The following is a 21,804-nucleotide window of genomic DNA, read 5'->3' on the forward strand; positions in this document are numbered from 1 at the left end:
GGAATCAAAGCAGCCGCTTCGTTTAGACAAATCGCACCAAGAGTAGCTGAAAAGATATTGACGTAGATGTACACGTTCGGAAATACACCTGTTTACTCCGTTCTTTTCTGTGACCCAAACATTTATGCGCCAAAGCAGATATCTTGCAGTATGGTATCAGCAGGCGAGATAGAGATATTCAGACACTCCCTCAAGCGAATCGTCGAAGAGATGGGGGTTACGCTCCAACGAACGGCATACTCTACGAATATCAAGATCAGGCGGGATCACACGTGTGCGGTCTTCGATGCAGACCTTCGTCACGCCGCACAACACGACATCGCACCCCAACACATCGGCTCGTTAGTCGAGGTGATCCCGCGTGTAATGAAGGACCGAGACGATCTGGAACCAGGAGATGGGATCTTGATCAACGACCCGTACAAGGGTGCCGTTCATCTGCCCGACGTTATGCTCATCTCACCACTGTTTGTGGACGACGAGATCGTCGGCTACGCAGCAAACTCGGCCCACCACGTCGACATCGGCGGTCCAACTCCCGGCGGAATACCGACGGATAGCACGTCCCTGTATGGAGAGGGGGTTATTATGCCAGGAGTGAAGGCGGTCGAAGACTGGGAGTACGACGACGAGATGCTCTCACTCATCACGCGAAACGTCCGGAACCCGGAGATGCGAACCGGTGATTATCAGGCACAGCTCGGTGCGAACCGGATCGGAGAGCAGCGGATGCGAGAACTCTACGACGAGTACGACGGAGGCAGCGTCGGATCCCTCCTTGACGAACTCTACGACTATACCGAACAGCTCGTGCGATCGGCGATCGTGGACCTGCCAGACGGAACCTACGAAGCCACCGACTACATGGACGGAGACGGAATCTCCGACGAACCGCTGAAGCTGACATTGACGATTCGCATCGAAGACGATGAGATGACCCTCGACTTTACCGGTACGGCGTCGGAAAACAAGGGCCCCCTCAACTGTACGCCGGCGATGGTCTTCGCCGGCACGATGGCCGTTGTAATGGCGCTCCTGGCCGAAGAGATCCCGAAAAACGACGGCTTCTATCGCCCGTTCGAGATCGTCACGCCGGAAGGAACGATGGTGAATCCATCCTACAACCGGCCAGTTGCTGCCGGCTGGGAAATCGCCGTCAGATCGGGTGATCTCGTCACGAAGGCGATGGCAGATGCCGTTCCCGAAGAGACGATCGCAGCAACCAAAGGGATTATTTGCAACATCGCCTACGACGGCACGGATCCGCGAAACGACGAACAGTACGTCTATTACGAGACGGTTGGGGGCGGCTACGGGGCTCGCGCCACGAAGGACGGCATGGACGGCGTACAAGCCCATTACCAGAATACAGCTAATAGTCCGATCGAGGAACTCGAAACTGAAGTGCCGCTGTACGTCCGTCAATACGAGTTCATCCGTGATTCCGAAGGTGCCGGCCGAAACCGAGGTGGACTCGGTATCCGCCGAGACGTAGAATTTTACGATCACGAGGGTACGTTTACCGTACTATCCGACCGGACGAAACACGAACCGTGGGGACTATTTGGTGGGAAGAGTGCCCGACCGGCGAGGTACCTCGTTGATCCCGACGGCGATACCGAAGAACTCGACTCGAAAACAACCGTCACGCTCGACCCGGGCGACGTGGTCAGCGTTCAGACGCCCGGTGGAGGCGGTTACGGAGATCCCTACGAACGCAACGCCGAAAGTGTACTATCCGACGTTATCAACGAGAAAGTGTCGAAAGAGAAAGCGCACAACGAGTACGGAGTCATGATCGATACGGAAAACCGAACGATAGAATGGGACGCAACCGAACAACTTCGATCCGAACGGAGCGACGGAGGTGATCACTAATGGACGTTCGGATCGGCGTCGACACTGGTGGGACGTTCACCGACGTAGTACTGTACGAGCGTGAAACCGGCAACGTGTATATGACGAAAACCCCATCGACGCCGCCGAATTTCGATCGCGGGGTTCTCAATGGTATCGACAAGATCTTGGAGATGACCGATACCGATCCGGCGGACGTGACGTTCCTGAGCCACGGGACGACCGTGGGAACAAACGCCGTCCTCGAAGAAGAGATTCCGAATCTCGGACTCATCACCAATGAAGGGCTGCGAGACGTACTCGAAATCGGTGATCAAACAAGACCAAATCTGTACGATCTACAGACGGAAAAACCACCGTCGTTAGTCCCACGGTACCTTCGGAAAGGCGTCGCGGGACGGATCGACGCAGCGGGAAACGTCGTCGATCCACTCAACGTTGAAAGCGCTCGCTCGGCGATTGAGGAGTTCGCGTCGGAAGATATCGAGTCAATAGTCGTCTCGTTCCTGTTCTCGTATCTCAACGACGAGCACGAACGGCGAGTCGGGGAACTGATCGAGGCGCACGAATCCAACCTTGACTACGCACTCGCCTCAGAAATACACCCGGAAATCAGGGAGTACAATCGCACTATCACGACGATCCTGAACGAGGCTATCAAAACAAAGGTCGAAGACTACTTTAGTCGACTGGAAGATGGAATCACGGAACGGGAAATCGATGCACCACTAAATATTATCCACTCGGGGGGAGGCATATTCACCGCGACGCAGGCCGCGAAACGCGCTGTTCGAACCGTCACCTCGGGACCTGCCGCTGGGGCGGTCGCCGCTCACAAAACAAGCCAACGGGAAGGATTCGACAACGCCATCGGCATGGACATGGGCGGTACCAGCGCAGACGTCAGTATTATCCGAGACGGCGAAATCGTCCGCACGACGGAGGGTGAGATTAACAATTTACCGATCAACACCCCAATGATCGACATCGAAACCGTCGGCGCCGGCGGTGGAAGCATCGCGTGGATCGATGACGGCGGAGCACTTCGTGTCGGGCCAGAGAGCTCCGGTGCCGATCCAGGACCGATTTGTTACGGACGGGGCGGAACAGAGCCAACGATTACCGACGCTAACCTCTTGCTCGGACGGCTCAACCCCGATCGGTTCTTAGACGAGATGACGCTCGAAGTGGAGCGCACTCACAAGATCTTCAAGGAACAAATCGCGGATCCGCTCGACATGTCCGTCGAAGAGGCAGCATTGAGTGTTGTGGAGGTTGCTAATGCAAGTATCGCGCGCAAGATCCACACCGTCACCGTCGAACGCGGAGACGACCCGAGCTCGTTCACGCTCGTCGGTTTCGGTGGTGCGGGCCCGCTGCAGGTGCCCGCTGTTGCGGCCTCAATGGATATCGAGTCGATCGTCATTCCACGGAATCCTGGTGTCTTCTCCGCTCGAGGAATCCTCATCGCTGACGTTCGAATCGACGAATCGTACTCATTCCGTGGGAGCGAACTGGAATCCGAAATTCTCGCAACGCAGTTCGACGAACTCAGAGCCTCGCTCCACGACAGGTTCAGAGAACAAGGGTTCAACCCGGAAGAAGCTACGCTCAAGCTGTCTATCGATCTCCGATACACCGGTCAATCCTACGAACTGACCGTCCCTGTGTCCGGGACCGAGGTTACCGACGAGACGATTGTCGACTGTAAACGGTCGTTCCACGAAAAGCACGAGCGATTGTACGGGCACGCCAAGGAAGACGAGCCGATAGAGGCAATGACCGTTCGGGCCAGCGGGGTGATCGAAACGACACCGCTTGAAGACACACTTACCCGGAAAACGGCTGACGCACGGGTTGAGCAGCGCGACGTGTACTTCGCCAACGAAGGATTCGTCCAGACCGATATCTATGAGCGGGCCCGACTTAAGTCGGGACAGCTCATTGACGGGCCGGCGATTCTGGAGGAGAACGGATCGACCTCGATCATTCCCCCGGGAGCTACTGGTGAGGTCTCGCAACACGGCAATATCGTGATTTCACTTCCGCAAGAGTAATCCAGGGATAATACGAGCGTATAGAACCCGTTTTGTTTGTCGTCCATTGAGATCACAAATCTCTGCCGACGGTTTCGAGGGTATCGTAGAACTCACGGTATACGACGGCGATCGTATCGCTGAAATCCCGTGTGAGATTGCAACCGGGAAGAACGATGGAACGCAGACGTCCTGCGGAATCTTCGAACGAATTTCTGGACGTCTATGAGCGTTCGTTTGGTATTATTAACCGATAGCGGTATGGTTCCAGATCACCGTGCAGCGGACTATAGAACCCACATACTACGATTCTCAATCCCTGTATCACGGATTTGCTCCAAAGAAGCTATACGGTTTATGAACATTATTACACAAGTAAAGCACCGTAATGTTTCTGCACTATGTTTGATAATGCTAACCGAACTGTTGAACCGGCGAAAACCCGATACTCGGGATATTGAACATATTTTTACTTTTTAGCGGTTTCGGCGAACGGATCTAATATAATGGCCAGACTAGTCAATGATTCGTACAGGACTCTATCAGTATTTTGTGCCGATCTTTGGGGGCTAGTTTCACGATGTTAACCGCTGTCCGGTGTGAGTGTATCCCATGAAACCGATTCAGGCAAACAGCTACTTTTAGCGCTGGATGGCCGTAACATCGTATTCACCAACGAAGCGCTCGCTCAGCGATGCCGTGCGAGCGCTGGGCTGGTATCAACAGTTCCGTGAGATCGTCCTCATGTTCGCCATCTCAAACATAGAACTGCTCTGTGAGCCACTCTAACTGTGACTCAGCATCTATTCAACACGGCACTTTCGCCGGTAATCTAGTCTCGTTCGCCATACTTCGTTGTCCCACGCGCATACTATTACATCAGTACCGGTGTAAATGGATAGATGGTCACAAGAAGCTAGCAAGAATTAATCCGGAGGAAATTACACGGGCCTGGGAGCTGATGAGATGAAAGCCTGCTAAGCCCCCACGCATGGATGAAAGACTGGGTGCAAAGACTGACAACTAGACAGCGCAGGGGCGTAAGGCCAATTCCAGAATTCGGGACCACTGGTCAGAAAGTAATTGTTAGTTGATATCATCTCTCTTCGACTAAGCGCTAGACAGTCTACGTAGGGGTCGTCCCAGGAGGCTCTCTGATGAAGTGGAATCTCATTACAAACGTATGTTTGTAATAACACCGGTCCCATATTAGAGAGGATCAATCTAACATCCCACCTTTGGTATAGCAAGAGTTAGAAATAATTGCTCACTTTAGGAATAGAGGGTAGATTAAGAGCGGTATCAATCGCTGTTGTAAGCTCAGAAAGCGAGTCAAAAATCGGTTGCTAAGAGCTGATTGCAGCTGTCTCCAGCGCTCTTCGATTAAATTTAGTGCCGGCGAATACGCTGGTAACATGACGAAGGAGAGGTCGTCACGCTCGACGACTACCACCTGACGTTCCGCGAACAGGCTTAGCGACCCCGTTCCCCATTCGTCCGCGGGGACGACGATGCTTCCTAACGGTTCGATTCCCAATAGCACGTCGGTGATCCCCGTCTTCGCTGTCTTCGGCGCCGCTTCGTCGGGCGCAGTGTCGACTTTGTCCGGGAGCAAAATACCGTCAATCGACAAGGGTACTCCGACGGCGGGATGCTCGAGTAGATTCGCAAGTTGTGCGGTTGCCTTTGCGCGGTTTACGACGTGAACTGCCGCATCAGCGGCGGTCGCAGCACTTGAGAATCGTTTGATCTTGCTCATTGCTGGCACCCATTCACACGGATCAAACGAAAGGCTTCAGGGATGATACCGCCCTCTAGGCAAGTCATTGTACGTTTCTACTTAAGTTTTTATCCGTATTAAATGGTGGTGGTAAGTTAGGAACAAGGCGGTCAAAGATTCGGATGTTCATGTCCGAAACCGACCGCCTCAACGAATCTACTGACTGGATTGACTTGGAGTTTGTGCAGCGAGAACGGACACCCCGCGCGATCATTGAAAAGGGTATTCGCCACCATCTGGTGATTTATCACTTTTGAATACAGTTATTCTTCTCGATAATTTTGGTGTCGAACGCAGTCGAACAGCAGTTCATAGTTGGGTGCAGAAGGCTAGCCTACAGCCGAGAGGCAGTGAGAGCCTGAATCGAGTAGCGGTCGATCAGAAATCGATACGGATCAATAACGAGCAGTATTGGCTGTACGCTGCAGTCGATCCAGAAATCAATAGAATTCTGCATTCACGGCTGTTTCCGACGTATACGATCGCGATTGCGCGGGAATTTCTCACTGAGTTGGCCGAGAAACACAATGTCAGAGACGCCGTGTTTCTCATCGCTGACGCCGACGATCTCATCGGTGGATTCCGCCGAAAAGGGCTCAGCTACCGTATTCAACCACACGGCTATAGAAACCAGGTCGAACGTATCTTTTGTGAGGTAAAGCGACGAACTTCTCCGTTTTCAAACAGTTTTAGCCACGTCGATCCAGCCACCGCAGAAACGTGGCTACAAACTCACGCCGCCTGGTGGAATCATGCCTAAGTTAACACGACCGCAACTGCGGCGCTGTTTCGGTAAGTGTAAAAAGTGAGGCTGTACGATTTTGTGGTGTCCATGCCAAAAATCACCGCCTCAGCGGGTGTAGCGACTGGATCGATTTGAGTTTTGTGGAGCGAGAGCGGGCACCGCGTCAGCTAATGGAGCTGGGTATTCGACTCCATCTCGCTGATCTCTCGCTTTCGAATACCGTTCGAGAATTAGAGAAGTTCGGTGTCGAGCGCAGTCGCAAGGCAGTCCACGATTGGGTTCACAAATGCGATCTACAGCCGGCAGTTGACGAGGAACCGAATCATGTCGTGCTTGACGAGACGGTGATTCAACTTGACGAACATCGCTATTGGCTGTACACTGCTGTCGATCCAGAAACGAATAAAAGACCCCATAGACGGCTGTATTCGACGACTACGACCGCGTTGATAGAACGGTTCCTGCGGGAACTCACTGAGAAACATGACCTCGATGATGCCATGTTTCTCGTCGATGGAGCAAAACATTTCCAGACTGCACTTCGCCGATCTGGGCTCCGATTTCGATACGAAAAACAGGGGAATCGGAACAATGTTGAACGTATTTTCCGTGAGATAAAACGTCGTACCTCTTCGTTCTCAAACTGTTTTAGTCACGCATAACCATCAACAGCAGAATCGTGGCTCCAAGCCTTCGCTGTCTGGCACAATGCGACAAACTAAACACGACCATTCGAGCCTTCCCCATCGGAGTAGCGTGATGAGATGAAATATCTATTCACACAAGGGGTATTCTTTTTAGATATGGTATCAAATATGATGTATGGTGGATTTAGACAAATGGATCGTCCGAATTCAGACAGCCCTTACAAGGGCGTTTGTACGTGTTTTAAAACGATCGACTGTCAAGGATATAAAAGAGGCAACTTATCTTGATGAGTCAACCACGATCTATACATTTCGGAGTGATGGGGCACTCTTCGCACAAGTCACTCCGTTCAGCACCATAATTTGGAACGAAAATCGTACAGAACAGCTCTCGGAAAAGGGTAGGCAGTTTGTGCTCCGGCATGAATGCAGCCACCGAGACCGAAATCCGATTTACAAGGGAGCCTTATACGGAATGTCATTGACGTTTGCTGGTGGCCTCTTTGCCCTTGTGACGTCATTATTGCTCTTGCTTTTTGGTGCAAATCCACTTGATGAGATGGTTCTATTCGGCGTCGCTACGTGTATGATGGTCTCGTTCGTTATCTTACTCCGTCTAGAAGAGACTATAGCAGATTACTATACAATTCGTGATTTAGGAGAAGAACACTTTTTAAAAGGCTATGATGAAATCTCTACTGCGGGCGATGATTCGCTCCGTGCCCGTACCATTCGGAAGATACTCTACACTCATCCTAATGACACGGTTCGGATCTACCGATTTCTCAAACAGTTTTCTAACGGATAATAGTACGACGGTCTGTTGGTATTCATAGGCCGGATTGATCAGTATCAGTAACGGAGTAGGTCAGTTTCGTGTGACCAACAGATAGCCTACCAGAAGGCCTACAAACACGATCGTGAATTCGCCGATCTTGCCGTCGAGGAGGCCTGTTATAACCACGCTGCCGATGAATGCTCCCAATATCGGTGCGCCCACTTTCATCCAGTCCTCGATCTGTTTCAACGGTTTAATCATTCTCCGTCGAATACTTCCGTATTATCCTCAGCCAACTCACTCGCTTCGATATGCGAGTACATTTCCGAGGTCGTCTGTGGGTCAGCGTGGCGCAACGTCCGTTGTGCCGCGGCGGCCCCACGCTCACGATAGAGTTTCTCGCCGACGCCGCGTCGGGCTCCGTGTAGCGTGAGGTAGTCTTTCGGAGAATCCTCGAGTGGGACGTCGGCCTCCTCGCTTAGTCGCTTCAACAGAGTACGAGCGCCGGAGGTGCTCACCGACGGCGGTTCGATGCCGGTCTCGAGGACGTAACCCCAGGGGTTGCCGTCCGGTTTGTCGTGTCCCACGTCGCCGATCGCCGCGTACAGCGACGGCGGGTGGCGAGACGGAAAGACCGGCCAGCCGTCGGTCGGTGGCTTGAGTAGGGTCTCGAGTCGCTGGAGTGGTTCGACCGCCTGTTCGGGAAGTGCGGTTTCCTCTTTCTGTTGGCTCTTTCCGAGGACGGTTATCACACCGTTCTCGAGATCAACACTCTGCCAGCGTAGGCCGTTGCGCCGATTGTCTCTCGAGTCGGCTAGCACTTCCGCGCCACGAACGCCGGAGTACGCGAGCAGTGCGACCAGCGCCCGGTTACGAACCTCTTCGAACGCGTCGGTACCGTGCTCGTCGATCGCCTCGCGAGCGCGTTCGTCGACGTAGCGCATGATCGTTCGGCGCTGTTCGGGCGTCCAGAACTGTTGCTCACCGCTGTTGCTCGAGGACCGCTTCGGGAGTTCGTCTTTCGCAATGGCCTTTTCCGCCGGGTTCTCGGCGAGATAATCCCATTTGACCGCCCACGAGAGGAACGCCGAGACCTGATTGTAGTACGTCCACGCGGTCGACGCTGCAATCCCGCCGTCGACGTCGTCGGACTGGCCGGCGTCAGCTCGTCGCGAGAGGTGTGCGGCGTATCTCCCCATCGTTCGTTTCGTCACATCCTCGAGCGTGTGGACATCGCGATCGTCACAGTAGGAGATCCACTGGCCGACAACGCGCTCGAGATTCATGGCGTAGTTGCCGGACTTGGATTCGAGGAACTCTTCGAGGGCGTTCTCGAGGTACTTTTCCTGGTTGGCCTGGACCTCCGAGCCCTCATTCATCAGGATCACTCTTCTCGACATCGTCAAACGAGGTTGCTGCGATCAATTTCGACTCTTCGAAGTCGACGCTGACCTCGAATCCAGCGTCGTAGAGTCTCGTCACTTCGTGCCCGGGGAACACAGGCAAATCCACGTAGATATCGTAGATTTCTCTAGGGTCATGCGGTCGATCTTGTTCAACAACGGAGACACCGGGGGAGTCGCGAAGATGCTTAATTGCGTCTGTCTCTTCATCCTGGTCGTATTCACCAGAAGTATATGCCATCATCGTCACCCAGTCCTCTTTCCGGGAGAGGATTCGGAACGGTTTGTCCAGATCAGATGTGAGGATCATCGGTTCTCCCTCACCGAGATCGGGGATCTTCTCCTCTGGAAGGACGTCCTCTGCCCGATGAACCTGAATCAGTACGACATCGTTCTCGCTACCTGAAATCGGGATATCGCCGTCCAAACCGCTAGGATTGCTATCTACCATTGGCGTAGCTTCGTAGAGGGAATGGACCCTAGTAAATCCACCGCACATTATTGGCCTAATGTACTGTGGTAGTTCAGATAGTTTGGGGTCGGGTTACAGGCTATGATCGTGCAGATATCGGGAAATACAGGGTATTTCGATAGTCTCATAAATCGAATGTCGCTATATCGATCTACAGCCAAAACTCAACACTCGACTCGAGAAGTGAGTCAGTCGAAATCGTCGGTCTCGAGAACCAACGGGAGGATTCGCACACACGGAGGACCGATTTCGCCCCGGTACACTACCATTTATTCGCGAACCGTCCTTCAGAAAAGGTGTAATGAGCGGAATTGAAACGGCGCTTGCGACCGCGGCTGTGAATGTCGTCTCAAAAGAGTTCACCCAATGGCTCAAGGACCGTGGACCTGACCTTTCGGAATCCGATTGGAAACAGGCAGGCCAGCCGGTTGTACGGCAGATTCAGGCAGCGTATAAACAACACCAAGCAGGACAACTCCCGAAAGAGGACCGGGTACAGCGACAACTCCAACAGGGCGGGCACGTCTTCCGAGAGCTAGCGATTATCGGCGAGAACCGTGGGCTCGACGATTCAGTCACGGAACTGTACCAGGAGTTCGCCGAGGCGTGCGCTGTGTGGGAAACGTCGCCCGAATTGGAGATCGGGACTGAGCCAGAGGACGAAGCGGAACGGTTCTACGATCTTTGTGACGAGTATCAGGACGCCGTATAGGAACTACGCCGTCTCGCTGCTGGCGAACGTCCCAAGTCCCGACTGGTACTCGAGTTCGTCAGTTTGTCGTCGCTCATACGCGGCCCGTGCATCGGCTTCGACATCGATAGCGAGCACGTCCGATCTGTACTCACGTTCGGCGGCGATCAGCAAGTAGTCGGAGTTTCGATGTTTTAGTGGGGTACTTCCCCGGTATCATTATGACGTTCCAACCGACTGAGAGAATCACATGGTGTTAAATCAGCTTCAAGCACTGATCCCCTTGATCGCGGGGAATCTCCTGATTATTCTGGCATCTTCGTTCTTTGGATCTCTGTTCATCTTAGTTGGTAGATCGATTCGCGAACGAAGAGCCCTTATCGGGGCACTACATGCCGAGTTGATAGATAATTATAGAGAAGCGTTCGCTACATCTGAGGATATAAAGGAAAGAGATTCGGATTATTTTGGCGCATTTGCAAATGTACAAGTTCGAACATCAGCTTATGAGAGTTTGCAAACGAACGATCCCGTGCTCTATGCATCAATTGACGCATTTTCTGAAAATTTGTTTAAATCATATGCCACAATAGTCCGACTTGAGAACTATAAGAAATTCTCATTCTGGGTGATGTTGGCAGAATCGATTTCGTTTTCGAGAGAGCCAGTCGCCGATGGTGGATACGATAGTGTCCCAGAAGGGTTAGAAGGAGATTCTGAAAATTATAAAGAATGGACGCGCGAGTCGATACGAGAGGTCGAAGAGTATACAAATGAGACAGCATTGAGACGGGCGATGTACTACGGTTGTTTTGGGGAATCCCCCGACTATGAGGATGCCGAAAACTGACTTAATCGATCGGGTTCACTGAAGTTCTCGAGTCCGGCCTGTTTCCCGTCGCCGTCCCGATCGGAACGTGAGAGGTGGCGCTCCCGGTTGTGCTCACGCACGCTCTGGTACACCGCTTCGAGCCGGTCACAGAACCGATCGGTGAACGTCACGCTCTCGTCGAACGCCACGGGTCCGTGGTAGCCGAACGGGTCCGACAGCGGCGTCCGGGCGTCGGTCAGTGACCACCCATATTCTCTGGCGGGAGAATCACGACCGGACGGCCGTGCTCGTCGCACACCCAGTAGCGTCGAATTCCGGGTTCGGTGCCGTGAATCTCGAGCGAAGCGCCACACCGAGGGCACGCGCCGGGATCGTGCTCGTCGTTCATGCGCTCCACCTCGAAAGCGCCGCCTGTCCCGCGGCGTCGGCGTCGATCGCCCGGCCGTCGTGCTCCCGAACCCACTCGCGGGCCATCGTCAGCGCGAGCGTGAGCCCGCACTCATCGGGCGTCTCGAGGACGGGCTTGATATCGGGATGTTTCGACTTCGGGCCGTGGGCTTCGGTCCAGGGCGCGAGTGCAACGGTCGCGTTCCCGCTTCCGTTCCACTGGTGGACGTACAGATACGCCGCGGTCTCGCGGGTCAACGCTTCGGGACCCTTGCCACGTACATCGATCTCAACGCCCGTCTCGGCGTCGTCGCGCCGGTAGTACACGATAGTCTCCCGATTCTCGAGGTAGTACGTCTCGAGTGAGTAGCCCGTGGGCGCGTCGAAGACGGCCTCGCAGACGTCGGGATGGGACCACGCCGCCGGATCGGGCTGTTCCATCCACGCCCGCGCAGCGCCGAGCGCCCCGGCCAGCGCGTCGTCTCGGCCGGCACGATCGTACTCGACGCGCTCGAGTTCCACGTTCGACGCGAACCCGGAGACACGGTCGTCAGTCACGCGGACCGAGACCGAACCGAGGGTGTCGAAGACGCCGACCGAGCACTTGTCGTCGCTCGAGCGCCAGACGTGGCCGTTCGACGTGTCTTCGGTGTCGTACAGCCACCCGTTGATCGCACAGGGCAGCTCGTAGTCGTCGGGAAGGTCGGGTTTCGGCACGGAACTACACCTCCCGCGGAGCCGGCGAGACGATTTCGCCGATCTCCCCGATGCTCGAGACGCGATCGGGCCAATGACTCTCGTCGTTGCACCACGCCATTCCGCGGCCGACACCGGTCACGTAGTCGTCAGTCTGCCACGGAGTGAGGACGGCCGCCGGAAGCCGGTCGAAATGGCGCTCGAGCGCCCCGACGTAGGTCTCGCTCCCGATCAACACGACGGCGTCGAACTCGCCGTAGCCGAGTACCTGCTCGAGTGAGAGTGCGACCTTCCGCCCCCACGCACGAACCTGTATATCGCTCATCTTGTCAAGCGTCCGATCGTAGTGGGCTATTTCGGCGTCGTGTTTGACGAGTCCGTACTCCGCACTCATGATGTAGTACCCGTGCGAATGACGCCCGTAGCGGTCCTTGCAGGTATGCACGCTCGAGTCGTAGAGTTCGCGGGCGGGCACGGCTTCGCCGGGTGCGATGTCGATCTTGGTCTCGCCGCACGAGACGACGGTGCAAACGCGAGGATTCATCGGTCGGCCTCCAGTACAACGCCTTCGAGCGCACGATCCTCGACGAGTTCCGTGTGATCCTCGTAGCCGAGTCGGTCGGCGACGTCATCCAGCGCGTCGTACCCACGACGAAGAACCTCGAGCGGGTGCTCGTCACTGTCGTCGGGAATCGCCTGTGTCAGATCAAATGCGTCACGGAACGCCGTCTCGGTATCAGGGACGTCCGACTCATCGAGTTGCAACGCGGCTTCGGTGAGCGTCTGGAACGCATCGCCAGAGCCGAGTCCCGGCGCTGCAGGTTCGCAGGCCTGACAGAGCGTCATCTCTCGCTTGCCGAGTCGCTGGTCTAACTCGCGTTCAGTCGTCGAGCCGTGACCCCAGAGCACGTAGTCCTCGTAAGACTCCTTTTTCATGTTCCTGTTTCGCGCCGAATCGATCACGCGGGCCTCGAGCGACTGGATATAGGCCCACATGTACGGCCACTCCTCGTGGATCATCTCGAGTTCGAACCAGCGATCGGCGTAGGCCCCACAGAGACAATCACCGCTGTGGGTGAGCTCGTCGACGACGTCCGAGCGCGGGATACCCTGGTCGTCGATGTACGCCCGGACGTCGGCGGGCGTCCACGCAGCGAGCGGAGAGGCATACAGGTGTCCGTCCTTAAGCTCGAGCCCCGACGCATCGACCTTCTCGTACCGTGCATCGCTTTCCTCCCGCGTCGCCCCGGAGATCAACAGTGTAGTGCCGTCGAACTGTTGCAGGAGCGTCTGAAGCGGCTTGTCCTTGTTGTTGACCCACTCCCACTTGTGAGAGGTTTTGTTCGCGCCGGGGAAGCCGTAGGTCTCGATTCGGGTGGCATACTCGTCGGCGTCGCGACGGACGTTCGCGATGTGGACCGGCAGGTCGAGATCGTCAGCTCGAGACTGAACGTACTCGGTCGTTTCACGCAGCCCGATCGACGTGTCGATGTGGATCACGCCGTCCAGTGCGAACGGCGCGTTGTGGTAGGTGTAATGGGTGGCTGCCATCGAATCATAGCCGCCACTCATCAACGCGAACGCGTGGTCCCAGTCGTGTGATTTGGCGTCGTGAAGGATTTCGTCCGGATCGTTGGTTTCGGACGTCTGGCCCTCGAGGTCGCCCCACGATTCCGTGGTATCGTCGGCGACGTGGTCGGTGAATCCCGGTTCGGTCGGTCCTGCCCCGGGCGTCGGCTTCGATGTGGCCGGGCCGCTACCGCCGGCCGTCGAGCACGGCGCGTCGCGACCGCACGGGCACTTGAAGCAGTCGGGCGGACTGCAACTCATACCGCAACGGCCTCCGGTGACTCTCGTCCGAATCGAAGGGCGCGCGGGAGAACCTCGGCGTCGGTCAGCCCGAGCCCGGCCGTGTCCTCGAGTTCGACACACGTGAGTTCAGCGTCGACCTCCGTGCGCAGGTGTGAGCGAATCGACGCTCCGACGTCGCCGTCCCGGTGTCGAAAGAACGCCCGCACGCCGCCGTCGTGGTCGGCGTGGTGGACGTGAATCACGACGCGACCGTTCGGCGCTTGTGTGTCGTCGATCCGAATGCGGACGGTCTGTGAGTCGTTGGGAATTGCGTTCATCAATACCCGCTCGAAGAATCGAACCCCGAAATGCACCAGCGCGGGTGGTGTGTCAGAAAGAGTGACCAGCCGCTATCCGACTTTCACCATCCCGAGCCGTTCGGACGACTCGATGCGCCGAACCTCTGGTTTCGAGCGGATCTGCTCGAGTGCTTTCTCTTCCGTCGCGCCGCAGCGAGTGAACGTCTCGTATCGCTCGCCGGACGTGGCCTTCGAGTCCGGCACGACGGCCCTGATTTCGTACTCGGGAACCTTGACGAACGACTCGTCACAGGCCGCATGGTCGACAGGATTGAACGCGTCGTGCAGCTCGTCGAAGATTTCGCCCCAGTCCTTCCCGTCGTCTCGAAGCTCCTTGAGTACGGGCCGGAACGCGTTGTCCTCGGGGATGTGATCGAATACGTCCTCGTCAGGGACGGTGATTTCCTCGGCGTCGGTAGTCTCTGTATCTGGTAGTGGCATCGTGGATCACCGCTGTCCGATCATTGCCGCGTCGTCTTCAGCGCCGACGCCGTCGAGAATGCAGTCAGCAGCAGCTCGAGCGTTGATCTCGTCGGTGAATTCCACGATCGCCTTGCCGCCCGGGCCGTGGAACGCAACCGCTCCGTCCTCATAGCCTATCATGTCCATCGCTTCGCCGACTTCGACCACGTTGTCCGTCTCGCCGAAGTACTCACGGAGAATCTGTTTCTCGGTGTCCCACTTCGCCGCGAGGCGGGCACCGTCGATGCATTCCTCGTCGTATTCGTCGAACTCGGCTTTGAACTCGTCTCGAGCGTCACGGACGTCCTGTTCGGCGAGTCCGTCGCCTTCGATTGCACCGATTCGCTCGCGCGTATACTCCGCTCGCGTCTCGTGGTAGGCGGCTTCGATATCGTTGCTCGCGTTCTCGTGTTCGTCGTCGGAGAACTCGGCTTGGTCGTACAGCAGGTGTGCGTTCTCGACAATCACGGTTCGTTCCGGTTCTGGGTAGTCGTCGTCTTGGCTCTCTGCCATACTCACCACTCTATTTTCCATCACCTAATACTTTGTCCCGACTATTAGGGACAATAGCCCATTTGATAGAGATTATAACTCGATAGTCAGAGATACTACTAAGTGAATCCGGGATAGTGTATCACTATATGGGGACAGCGCAACAACCCGAATCAAGCGTGACAGGACTCCTATCGAAAGGCGAACGCGAGTTCTTCAACGGTGAGAAAGAGCCCGACGACCCAGACGGCTACCGTCGAAACGCTCGCTACCGCGCCCGAAAACGAATCGAACAGATCGAACAGGATCTTGAACTACTCGAGGAAGCTGGCGAAGACGACATTGTCGCCGAGTTCCACCAACAATTTTCGCGCGTCGGCCAGCTCGAGCGCGAAGTCAACCGACTACGCGAACAAGTCGATGAATCGAGTGATTCAGAATGAGCACAACCACGAACCCCGCGGCTGACAGTCCAGAGACCGGTACCGAGTTCAAATACGTCGTCGTCGGCACCGGCATGCCCTTCGACTGCGAGACCCGACACGAAGCCGTCGGGAAACTCGCCACGTACGACAGTGCCGAGCGTATCGTCCCGATCGCCGAACAGTGCCTCGTACGCTTCAACCGCTACCCCGAACACCTCGGGAACAAACACTACAGCGACCGGCAGACGTACGCGACGACCCGCGGAACCACCCAAATCGATCGGATAGACGTCGCCCGGATGGTCAACGGGAATCAACAGGAAACTCTCGAGAGCTACTGGACGGTCGACTGTCCGGTGTGTCGTCGGACGTTCGAATCCGACGACGCGGCCGAAGACTCCCGCGTCCCGCTGCTCGACGAAATGCACGCGTGCTGTGGAACCGGGTGGTTCCCACCGAGTGGCTGGGTCGAGAACTGCGAGATTTGCGGCGAGAGTCACCGCGGCGAGTACAACTGTACCGCGGTTGCGTGGCGCGACGGGTTCAGCGGGCTCGAGGGCGACGAGTTGTGTACGTGTGCGGCCTGTGGGTGGGACGGGCACGGAGAGGATCTGCTCGGACCCCGCGGCGAGTGTCCCGAGTGTGAGTCGGCGGCCGTGCAGGTGGTCGGTGATGAGTAACAGCGCCCACGTCGGCCCGATCGTCTTCGCTGACGCGACCGCACGCGGCCAGCTACTCGAGCACGGCGAGGTCGGCACCTTCCGAACCGACGACCGAACGACCGGCGAGACGTGGTGGCGCGAGTCACGACTCGGTCAGAAAGAGGGAGACTGCCGAGTCGAACATATCGACGTTGCCGACCCGGCCGACGACACGGCGCTCGAGCCCTATCGAGAGCTATCGGGCTTCGCGACGGTCGGCGACTGGCAGGCCGCGATCGCGGAGTTGAACAGAGCGATGGACAGCGGACACCTGTACCGGGTAACGCTCAAGGAGACGTGATATCGTGGCCGAACAGATACCTGACGAGTCGCCAGCCAATTCCAGTAATATGGACAGCGAGAGTATGGACTACGGCGACTTCAAATTCCTCTCCCTATTCGGGTTTATCATGGGTTATTTCATTCTCTCCGGATCGATCGCCACGTTCGTCTATCTCGACTGGATCGGGCTGGCCCCGGCGATCGCCGACGCCGTCGAACCACTGCCAGGTGTCGCGACCGGGATTTTAGGCGTGGTCTCTATGTTTATCAATACCGTTCTACTGGTCCTGTTGATGGTGAACAGCAAGTCCATCGTGGACTTGAGCGACAAATACGGCAAATTCTAACCGCGTTGGTCTGGTTTTCATGTGAATTGGGTAGAAACGGACGTCTGACGCCTTCTAGATACCGTACACGAAATGAAGGGGTTTGTTAGTCCTCTCGGGGCGGCGCGTGGTCGTACTCGTCGGCGGACAGAACTTTGACCGACTCGTCGGCCTCGCATTCAGAGATTCGCATCAGGGCGTGCGCCTCACAGAAATAGTAGACGTGCTGGCGGCCGGAATCGCGGAACTTGATATTCAGTCTCCGAGTTGCGTCCTTGGTGCAGTTCGACTGGCGCCACTCGCATTTCATTAAGGATTTATTTGGCACTCGGAACGGTATAGCTACCGGGAGTTTTCACTCGAGGTCAAAGACAAGCGTCTCGAGAATCAATAGTACGGTTCGCGCTTACTCGAGTTCAACGTCGAACTCGTCCGACGCCCAATCCGCGACCGCTTGGCGGATATCAGCTGTGGTCTCGACACCGAAAACCGACCCTCGGGGTTTCCCCTCCCATGCTGAGATCCAACTAGGCATCAGCCGCTGGCCGGAGTGTTCGTCGTCACCGTTGATGTAGTTGATGAGGAACCAGTGATCGTCAGCAGTTCCCCGGTAGAGCGCACTCTCGAGCGGTTCCGGGTAGTCGATCCTCTCGTTCGTCGGCGGGCTAATGAGATCGGCGTCGAACAGCACGAGCGTCGGCGTATCCGTGTGGAGCGCGTGAAGCGTCTCAACGGTTGTTCCGATCTGTGGCGTCTCCGAGTAATATGCGACGACGCCGTCCGCAGCATTAATTGCCTGTACATCCTCCGAGACAGCGCCCTGAACATAGTCGCCACCGTGGTCAAAGTACGCGTCTTCGGGGTGGTAGAACGTGATATCTGCAAGAGATTCCTCGACGCTACGCCGCCACCACGAATCCCCGTGGCTCTGCCAGCGCATCGCACCAGCCGTGTAGATTCGTGGGTAGTCTTCTGTTGGTTGTCCGACCATATGTCGGCGTCGAACGCGAGGGCGTTCAATGTTCCGGACCAGACCGGGGTAAACATCCTACACCGCATCCCGCTGCGCAAGCGCATCCTCGACCTCGAGTCCGTGACTCGCAGCGATCTCCTCGGCGAGCGTCCACGCTCGAGTTGCTCGCTCCGACCGGACGTCGCGTTCGTTGTAACTGAACTCAACAAGCGCCTCGACTACCAACAGATCCTCCTGTGGGGTTCGCATACGCTCGTTGGCCGCGGCTTCCCGAATAAAGTCTCGGTTTCCTGAGTGAAGGTTACTGGTTCAGCGCGTCTAACGGTTGTTTTTGAAGTTTTTTCGCTTTATCTACTAACTTCTCGCCCGTCTCATTAAAATCGTCCAAGCCTTTTCCTCCCATGTATATCTTTATTTCCTGAATATCTCGACAATAATCAGCGGCTTGTTTCAAACCATCCACGATATCCGTGTCGACATTAAGGTCCTGACTCTTACCTACGTGACCCGTTATCTGGCTCTCTAATAGGCTCATTTCTTTCCTCACTTTATCATGGTCTCTGAATGATCCTTTTTCAGATGGGCGTTTATATTTCCGTTGCCACGTCTGCTGTATTCGATGAGTGATTTCTGCAGTTTCAGCGTACCATTTTTCGATTTCTCGTTTCTGTCAACCACAGCTCGATCGCGGATATCGAGTTCGACGGCGAGCGCGTCGTCGATCGCAGCGCTGGTGCCGGCGTGACTGTTCTCCGATCGATGGAACTCCCGATCGCCGAACGGCACGACGGCTACGCCGTGACGAAGATTGGGACGCGAAACGGCGACGACTACGAGAAACAACTCGATTTCGGCCCGACGACGATGGACAAACTCCCGGATCCAGACATGACCTACAAAGATGTCCTCATCCACACAACTGCAGAACAGATCGATCACAAACGCGAAGGGAACGTCCCTGACGGCCACGAGTGCCACTGGACCGTCAACGGGACACCACAGCAGACGCGCGTCCTCCAGCAGATCTGGTTCGAAGTTGACGGCCGGATCGTCGCCGCCGGAGAGATTCGGGGCGTCGAAACAGGTCGAATCTGGTTCACCCCGCTGTGGGACGTTGACCTCGAGCCGCCCGAAGACCCGCCGAATCAGGGCTTCCTGTACGTCGAACCGATCGAGACCGAGCAGCGATCACCAGCGAAAACGCAATAATCAGCCATGACTCGATTCAACCCAACGCAGATAGCGAACCGTATCGGACGTATCACCCCTGCAACTGCGCTTGCGGGCATCTTGATGATGGTCGTGAGCGTGCCGTTCCGAGCGATCGACGGCGATCTCCCGAGTGTCACGAGTCCGATCGAACTCTTCGGGACGACGCTTTTCGAACTACTCGTCATCTCGATCGCCGCAGTGATCTTCGTCCCGCCCGCTGTACTCGCCCTCTGGATACTCAAACGACGATATCCCCACACGACGGCGTGGAAGGCTCTCACCGTGCTCGCGGCGGTCGTGGCGGTCGGATACGTCGCCGCCGGCACCTCGAGCACGCTGCTGGAGTACGCGACCAGTACCATCGCGACGGCCGGCTACGCGGTCGCAACCCTCTCGAGTATCACCGTGAGCGAGTCGATCTTCGCCGGTCAACTCGGTAACGATCTCTCGACTCGACAACTCGCAACTGGCTACGGATCGGTCGTACTCGCACTCTTCGTACTGGTCGTCGTCGCGGCTGCAAGCGCGGGCGCTGCAGGCGTCGTCGCTGACAGCGCTGGCCTGGAATGGAACGAGGAGGAGAATCCAGACCAATTCTCAGACGCCGAGTTCGAAAGCGAGTACGGCCACCTCACGGACATAGAGGACGCGGACGCGTTCGTGTGTGCGGGCGAGAACGAACGCACTGAGGGGCTCATTGATCGGCCGGCCGCCGACCATCACCAGAACGACCTCTCAGAATGGGACGTCGACGTGACTATCGAAGAACGGTTCTCTGGAACCTATCTCGAGGCGACGTTCGAACCCGACTCTGAGTACGGAATTCTCGATGCAACCGCCCCGTCTGGTTCGGTTAGCTGGTCTGGTGACGACGTAACGGTCGAAGTGATCGACAGTGAGACCGCAGCGGACGATCCGGGGACGATCAACGAGCGGACCGTCACGTTCGACGTGGTCTCCGACGACGGCTTCGATCGAGACGCACTCGTCGACGGCGGTCCGGACGATCTCGAGAGTACGACCGAACCGACCGACGACGGAGACGAAGCCGATGACAACCAGGACGGCGATCGAAACGAGAGCGACGGTGAACCGGACGATGGAACTGAAACAGATACCGGAGATCGGCCAGCGGTCCACGAAGCCACGCTTGACGAGCTCACCTGTGAGATCACGGCTGACCTCCCAGACGACCCGGAGACCGACTACGCAGTCTCGGGGACTGAATCACTCGAGGAAAGCGAGATCGACGTCCAGTACGCCGAATTCGATCACGAAGTAGATGGTGAGACGGTCACCGATCGCGGGTATGCGATCCCATTCGACGAGGAGATCGTCGGCGTCAAAGCCACGGCTGAGACCAACTCCACAGAACCCATTGCGGTGGTTTTTGGCTCCACCATCGAGGTAAGCACTGAGATGGGCGTCGAGACGCGTGTGTGGGTCGATACAATCAACGAGGATGGAGCGGTCGTCCGCCACCAGTTCGATCTCTGCCCGTCCGTGGAGGACTCGTAATCGGGTGTCGTATCGATGGACGATACAACTGTACTCGAGGGGCCTGTGACAAGCATCTATTCGCCGCCCCAACAGCGAAAAACCGGCATTCGAAAACCCATTCTCGCGCTTGCAGACGACAAGCACGTCGTGATCGTAGCGGATAAACGCGGCCCGGATGGGTTACTACCAATCCTTTGTTCGATGATGAGTCTGCACGGCATCGGACGTGTTCCAGCGCCACCGACGGTGTTGATCAGCGACCCCCAGTTCGACGAATCTGAATCGATCAGTGTCCGTACGGAAGAGACACACCTCGAGAACGTATACACCGCTGTAGATTCACCTGAGGTAAACCCGCACCAATGAGCTACAACCCAGCCCTCGCGATGAAATGCGTCCTGCTCGCGGCGCTTTTGGCGGCCGTCTACGCCTTTCTCGGTGGACTAGCAGCCGGCGTGCTCATCACCGAGACGGGCATCGCGACACCGATCACGGCATGGGTCGGCCTCGAATGGATCGTTGGACTGGCGCTAGCCGTCGTACTCTGTACGTCACTCGGAATCGTCGTCGAACTAGGAGACGCGCTGGCTGTGATCCGCCAGGAGTTCGAAGAGGACTGTCTTGAGTCAAGTGACGAGGTATAACGATGTACCGCGACCCCAGCATTTTCGATGTTGCGCTGTTCCTGATCGTCATTGGGCTCTGTCTGTTTTCGGTGCTGTACGATCGCTTCCAGTCCGATCCAGGCCCACGCGAAAAACTTCGCCAACGATACGAGACCGGCGAGATCGGTCTCGAAGCGTACGAACGCGAGCTCGGCGACGCCATGCGAGCGCTGGGCTGGTATCGACAGTTTCGTGAGATCGTTCTCATGTTCGCCATCGCTAATATAGAACCACTCTGAAAGTCACTCTAACCGTGATTCAGCAGCTATTCAACACGGCAGAATGATCGGTT

General features: G+C 56.3%; 28 protein-coding genes and 4 pseudogenes. 17 read left to right on the plus strand and 15 right to left on the minus strand.

The window, feature by feature from the left end:
- Positions 1-150: 150 nt before the first annotated feature.
- From ACSFC7_RS27540 to ACSFC7_RS27550, 3 genes and pseudogenes are all read left to right on the plus strand, one after another.
- Positions 151-1,878 (plus strand): hydantoinase B/oxoprolinase family protein, encoded by a 1,728-nt coding sequence (locus ACSFC7_RS27540; RefSeq protein WP_436348752.1) that lies wholly within the window; start codon positions 151-153, stop codon positions 1,876-1,878.
- Positions 1,878-3,914 (plus strand): hydantoinase/oxoprolinase family protein, encoded by a 2,037-nt coding sequence (locus ACSFC7_RS27545; protein WP_436348753.1) that lies wholly within the window; start codon positions 1,878-1,880, stop codon positions 3,912-3,914. The genes ACSFC7_RS27540 and ACSFC7_RS27545 overlap by 1 nt, the downstream gene beginning before the upstream one ends.
- A gap of 624 nt (positions 3,915-4,538) precedes the next feature.
- Positions 4,539-4,682, plus strand: a pseudogene (locus ACSFC7_RS27550) (IS5/IS1182 family transposase); the annotation flags it as partial.
- Between the two features lie 464 nt (positions 4,683-5,146).
- Here the strand turns inward: ACSFC7_RS27550 and ACSFC7_RS27555 are convergent.
- Positions 5,147-5,331 (minus strand): annotated as a pseudogene (locus ACSFC7_RS27555) (transposase); the annotation flags it as partial.
- 470 nt (positions 5,332-5,801) lie between these two features.
- Between ACSFC7_RS27555 and ACSFC7_RS27560 the strand changes: the two are divergent.
- From ACSFC7_RS27560 to ACSFC7_RS27570, 3 genes and pseudogenes are all read left to right on the plus strand, one after another.
- Positions 5,802-6,433 (plus strand): annotated as a pseudogene (locus tag ACSFC7_RS27560) (IS6 family transposase).
- Positions 6,434-6,543: 110 nt separating this feature from the next.
- A complete protein-coding gene (locus ACSFC7_RS27565) occupies positions 6,544-7,080 on the plus strand; it encodes an IS6 family transposase (protein ID WP_436348979.1) in 537 nt (178 codons plus the stop codon).
- A 160-nt stretch (positions 7,081-7,240) separates the two neighbouring features.
- Positions 7,241-7,873, plus strand: coding sequence for a M48 family metalloprotease (locus tag ACSFC7_RS27570; RefSeq protein WP_436348754.1), 633 nt, complete (start codon positions 7,241-7,243; stop codon positions 7,871-7,873).
- Between the two features lie 60 nt (positions 7,874-7,933).
- Here the strand turns inward: ACSFC7_RS27570 and ACSFC7_RS27575 are convergent, their stop codons facing one another.
- The 3 genes from ACSFC7_RS27575 to ACSFC7_RS27585 are packed head-to-tail and all read right to left on the minus strand — an operon-like array spanning position 7,934 to position 9,697.
- Positions 7,934-8,092, minus strand: a complete 159-nt coding sequence (locus tag ACSFC7_RS27575) for a hypothetical protein (RefSeq protein ID WP_436348756.1) — start codon at positions 8,090-8,092, stop codon at positions 7,934-7,936.
- An 8-nt stretch (positions 8,093-8,100) separates the two neighbouring features.
- Entirely contained in the window at positions 8,101-9,222 is a 1,122-nt protein-coding gene (locus ACSFC7_RS27580) for a tyrosine-type recombinase/integrase (RefSeq protein WP_436348758.1), read from the minus strand.
- Positions 9,215-9,697, minus strand: a complete 483-nt coding sequence (locus ACSFC7_RS27585; protein ID WP_436348759.1) for a hypothetical protein — start codon at positions 9,695-9,697, stop codon at positions 9,215-9,217. Before ACSFC7_RS27585 ends, ACSFC7_RS27580 begins: the two co-directional genes overlap by 8 nt.
- Before the next feature lie 322 nt (positions 9,698-10,019).
- Here ACSFC7_RS27585 and ACSFC7_RS27590 point away from each other — a divergent pair, with 322 nt between their 5' ends.
- The gene (locus ACSFC7_RS27590; protein ID WP_436348760.1) at positions 10,020-10,430 is read left to right on the plus strand and encodes a hypothetical protein; all 411 of its coding nucleotides are present in this window, start codon (positions 10,020-10,022) and stop codon (positions 10,428-10,430) included.
- Positions 10,431-10,659: 229 nt separating this feature from the next.
- Positions 10,660-11,259 carry a hypothetical protein gene (locus ACSFC7_RS27595; RefSeq protein WP_436348761.1) on the plus strand — a complete coding sequence of 200 codons (600 nt, stop codon included), beginning with the start codon at positions 10,660-10,662 and terminating at the stop codon, positions 11,257-11,259.
- Between the two features lie 217 nt (positions 11,260-11,476).
- Here ACSFC7_RS27595 and ACSFC7_RS27600 read toward each other — a convergent pair whose 3' ends face one another.
- The 7 genes from ACSFC7_RS27600 to ACSFC7_RS27630 all read right to left on the minus strand — a co-directional run bounded on the left by ACSFC7_RS27600 (position 11,477) and on the right by ACSFC7_RS27630 (position 15,449).
- Positions 11,477-11,629 (minus strand): hypothetical protein, encoded by a 153-nt coding sequence (locus ACSFC7_RS27600; RefSeq protein ID WP_436348763.1) that lies wholly within the window; start codon positions 11,627-11,629, stop codon positions 11,477-11,479.
- The gene (locus tag ACSFC7_RS27605; RefSeq protein WP_436348764.1) at positions 11,626-12,345 is read right to left on the minus strand and encodes a hypothetical protein; all 720 of its coding nucleotides are present in this window, start codon (positions 12,343-12,345) and stop codon (positions 11,626-11,628) included. The genes ACSFC7_RS27600 and ACSFC7_RS27605 overlap by 4 nt, the downstream gene beginning before the upstream one ends.
- 4 nt (positions 12,346-12,349) lie before the next feature.
- The gene (locus ACSFC7_RS27610) at positions 12,350-12,868 is read right to left on the minus strand and encodes a DUF6884 domain-containing protein (RefSeq protein WP_436348765.1); all 519 of its coding nucleotides are present in this window, start codon (positions 12,866-12,868) and stop codon (positions 12,350-12,352) included.
- Entirely contained in the window at positions 12,865-14,154 is a 1,290-nt protein-coding gene (locus tag ACSFC7_RS27615) for a phosphoadenosine phosphosulfate reductase domain-containing protein (RefSeq protein ID WP_436348766.1), read from the minus strand. The genes ACSFC7_RS27610 and ACSFC7_RS27615 overlap by 4 nt, the downstream gene beginning before the upstream one ends.
- The gene (locus tag ACSFC7_RS27620) at positions 14,151-14,453 is read right to left on the minus strand and encodes a hypothetical protein (RefSeq protein WP_436348767.1); all 303 of its coding nucleotides are present in this window, start codon (positions 14,451-14,453) and stop codon (positions 14,151-14,153) included. The genes ACSFC7_RS27615 and ACSFC7_RS27620 overlap by 4 nt, the downstream gene beginning before the upstream one ends.
- A 72-nt stretch (positions 14,454-14,525) precedes the next feature.
- Positions 14,526-14,915, minus strand: a complete 390-nt coding sequence (locus ACSFC7_RS27625; protein ID WP_436348768.1) for a hypothetical protein — start codon at positions 14,913-14,915, stop codon at positions 14,526-14,528.
- Positions 14,916-14,921: 6 nt separating this feature from the next.
- Entirely contained in the window at positions 14,922-15,449 is a 528-nt protein-coding gene (locus ACSFC7_RS27630) for a hypothetical protein (protein ID WP_436348769.1), read from the minus strand.
- A gap of 158 nt (positions 15,450-15,607) precedes the next feature.
- Here ACSFC7_RS27630 and ACSFC7_RS27635 point away from each other — a divergent pair, with 158 nt between their 5' ends.
- Genes ACSFC7_RS27635 through ACSFC7_RS27650 form a run of 4 tightly spaced genes read left to right on the plus strand, consistent with a single transcriptional unit; the run spans position 15,608 to position 17,183 of the window.
- Entirely contained in the window at positions 15,608-15,871 is a 264-nt protein-coding gene (locus tag ACSFC7_RS27635) for a hypothetical protein (RefSeq protein WP_436348770.1), read from the plus strand.
- A complete protein-coding gene (locus ACSFC7_RS27640; protein WP_436348771.1) occupies positions 15,868-16,533 on the plus strand; it encodes a hypothetical protein in 666 nt (221 codons plus the stop codon). The genes ACSFC7_RS27635 and ACSFC7_RS27640 overlap by 4 nt, the downstream gene beginning before the upstream one ends.
- Entirely contained in the window at positions 16,526-16,855 is a 330-nt protein-coding gene (locus ACSFC7_RS27645; RefSeq protein ID WP_436348772.1) for a hypothetical protein, read from the plus strand. Before ACSFC7_RS27640 ends, ACSFC7_RS27645 begins: the two co-directional genes overlap by 8 nt.
- A gap of 4 nt (positions 16,856-16,859) precedes the next feature.
- The gene (locus ACSFC7_RS27650) at positions 16,860-17,183 is read left to right on the plus strand and encodes a hypothetical protein (protein ID WP_436348773.1); all 324 of its coding nucleotides are present in this window, start codon (positions 16,860-16,862) and stop codon (positions 17,181-17,183) included.
- An 85-nt stretch (positions 17,184-17,268) separates the two neighbouring features.
- On the opposite strand, the gene ACSFC7_RS27655 is transcribed toward ACSFC7_RS27650, so the two are convergent.
- The 4 genes from ACSFC7_RS27655 to ACSFC7_RS27670 form a co-directional block, all read right to left on the minus strand.
- The gene (locus ACSFC7_RS27655; protein WP_436348774.1) at positions 17,269-17,472 is read right to left on the minus strand and encodes a hypothetical protein; all 204 of its coding nucleotides are present in this window, start codon (positions 17,470-17,472) and stop codon (positions 17,269-17,271) included.
- A 96-nt stretch (positions 17,473-17,568) separates the two neighbouring features.
- On the minus strand, positions 17,569-18,153 hold the full coding sequence (locus tag ACSFC7_RS27660) for a hypothetical protein (protein WP_436348776.1): 585 nt from the start codon (positions 18,151-18,153) through the stop codon (positions 17,569-17,571).
- A 57-nt stretch (positions 18,154-18,210) separates the two neighbouring features.
- A complete protein-coding gene (locus ACSFC7_RS27665) occupies positions 18,211-18,384 on the minus strand; it encodes a hypothetical protein (protein ID WP_436348777.1) in 174 nt (57 codons plus the stop codon).
- A 52-nt stretch (positions 18,385-18,436) separates the two neighbouring features.
- Positions 18,437-18,670 carry a hypothetical protein gene (locus ACSFC7_RS27670; RefSeq protein WP_436348778.1) on the minus strand — a complete coding sequence of 78 codons (234 nt, stop codon included), beginning with the start codon at positions 18,668-18,670 and terminating at the stop codon, positions 18,437-18,439.
- 206 nt (positions 18,671-18,876) lie between these two features.
- Here ACSFC7_RS27670 and ACSFC7_RS27675 point away from each other — a divergent pair, with 206 nt between their 5' ends.
- From ACSFC7_RS27675 to ACSFC7_RS27695, 5 genes and pseudogenes are all read left to right on the plus strand, one after another.
- Positions 18,877-19,344: a hypothetical protein gene (locus ACSFC7_RS27675; RefSeq protein WP_436348779.1), complete on the plus strand. Its 468-nt coding sequence runs from the start codon at positions 18,877-18,879 to the stop codon at positions 19,342-19,344.
- 6 nt (positions 19,345-19,350) lie between these two features.
- Positions 19,351-20,865 carry a hypothetical protein gene (locus ACSFC7_RS27680; protein ID WP_436348780.1) on the plus strand — a complete coding sequence of 505 codons (1,515 nt, stop codon included), beginning with the start codon at positions 19,351-19,353 and terminating at the stop codon, positions 20,863-20,865.
- A gap of 15 nt (positions 20,866-20,880) precedes the next feature.
- A complete protein-coding gene (locus tag ACSFC7_RS27685) occupies positions 20,881-21,213 on the plus strand; it encodes a hypothetical protein (protein ID WP_436348781.1) in 333 nt (110 codons plus the stop codon).
- The gene (locus ACSFC7_RS27690) at positions 21,210-21,491 is read left to right on the plus strand and encodes a hypothetical protein (RefSeq protein WP_436348782.1); all 282 of its coding nucleotides are present in this window, start codon (positions 21,210-21,212) and stop codon (positions 21,489-21,491) included. Before ACSFC7_RS27685 ends, ACSFC7_RS27690 begins: the two co-directional genes overlap by 4 nt.
- Before the next feature lie 164 nt (positions 21,492-21,655).
- Positions 21,656-21,751: pseudogene (locus ACSFC7_RS27695) on the plus strand (IS5/IS1182 family transposase); the annotation flags it as partial.
- Positions 21,752-21,804 lie beyond the last annotated feature (53 nt).

It is taken from the genome of Natronorubrum halobium (assembly GCF_051351675.1).
Lineage (GTDB): Archaea > Halobacteriota > Halobacteria > Halobacteriales > Natrialbaceae > Natronorubrum.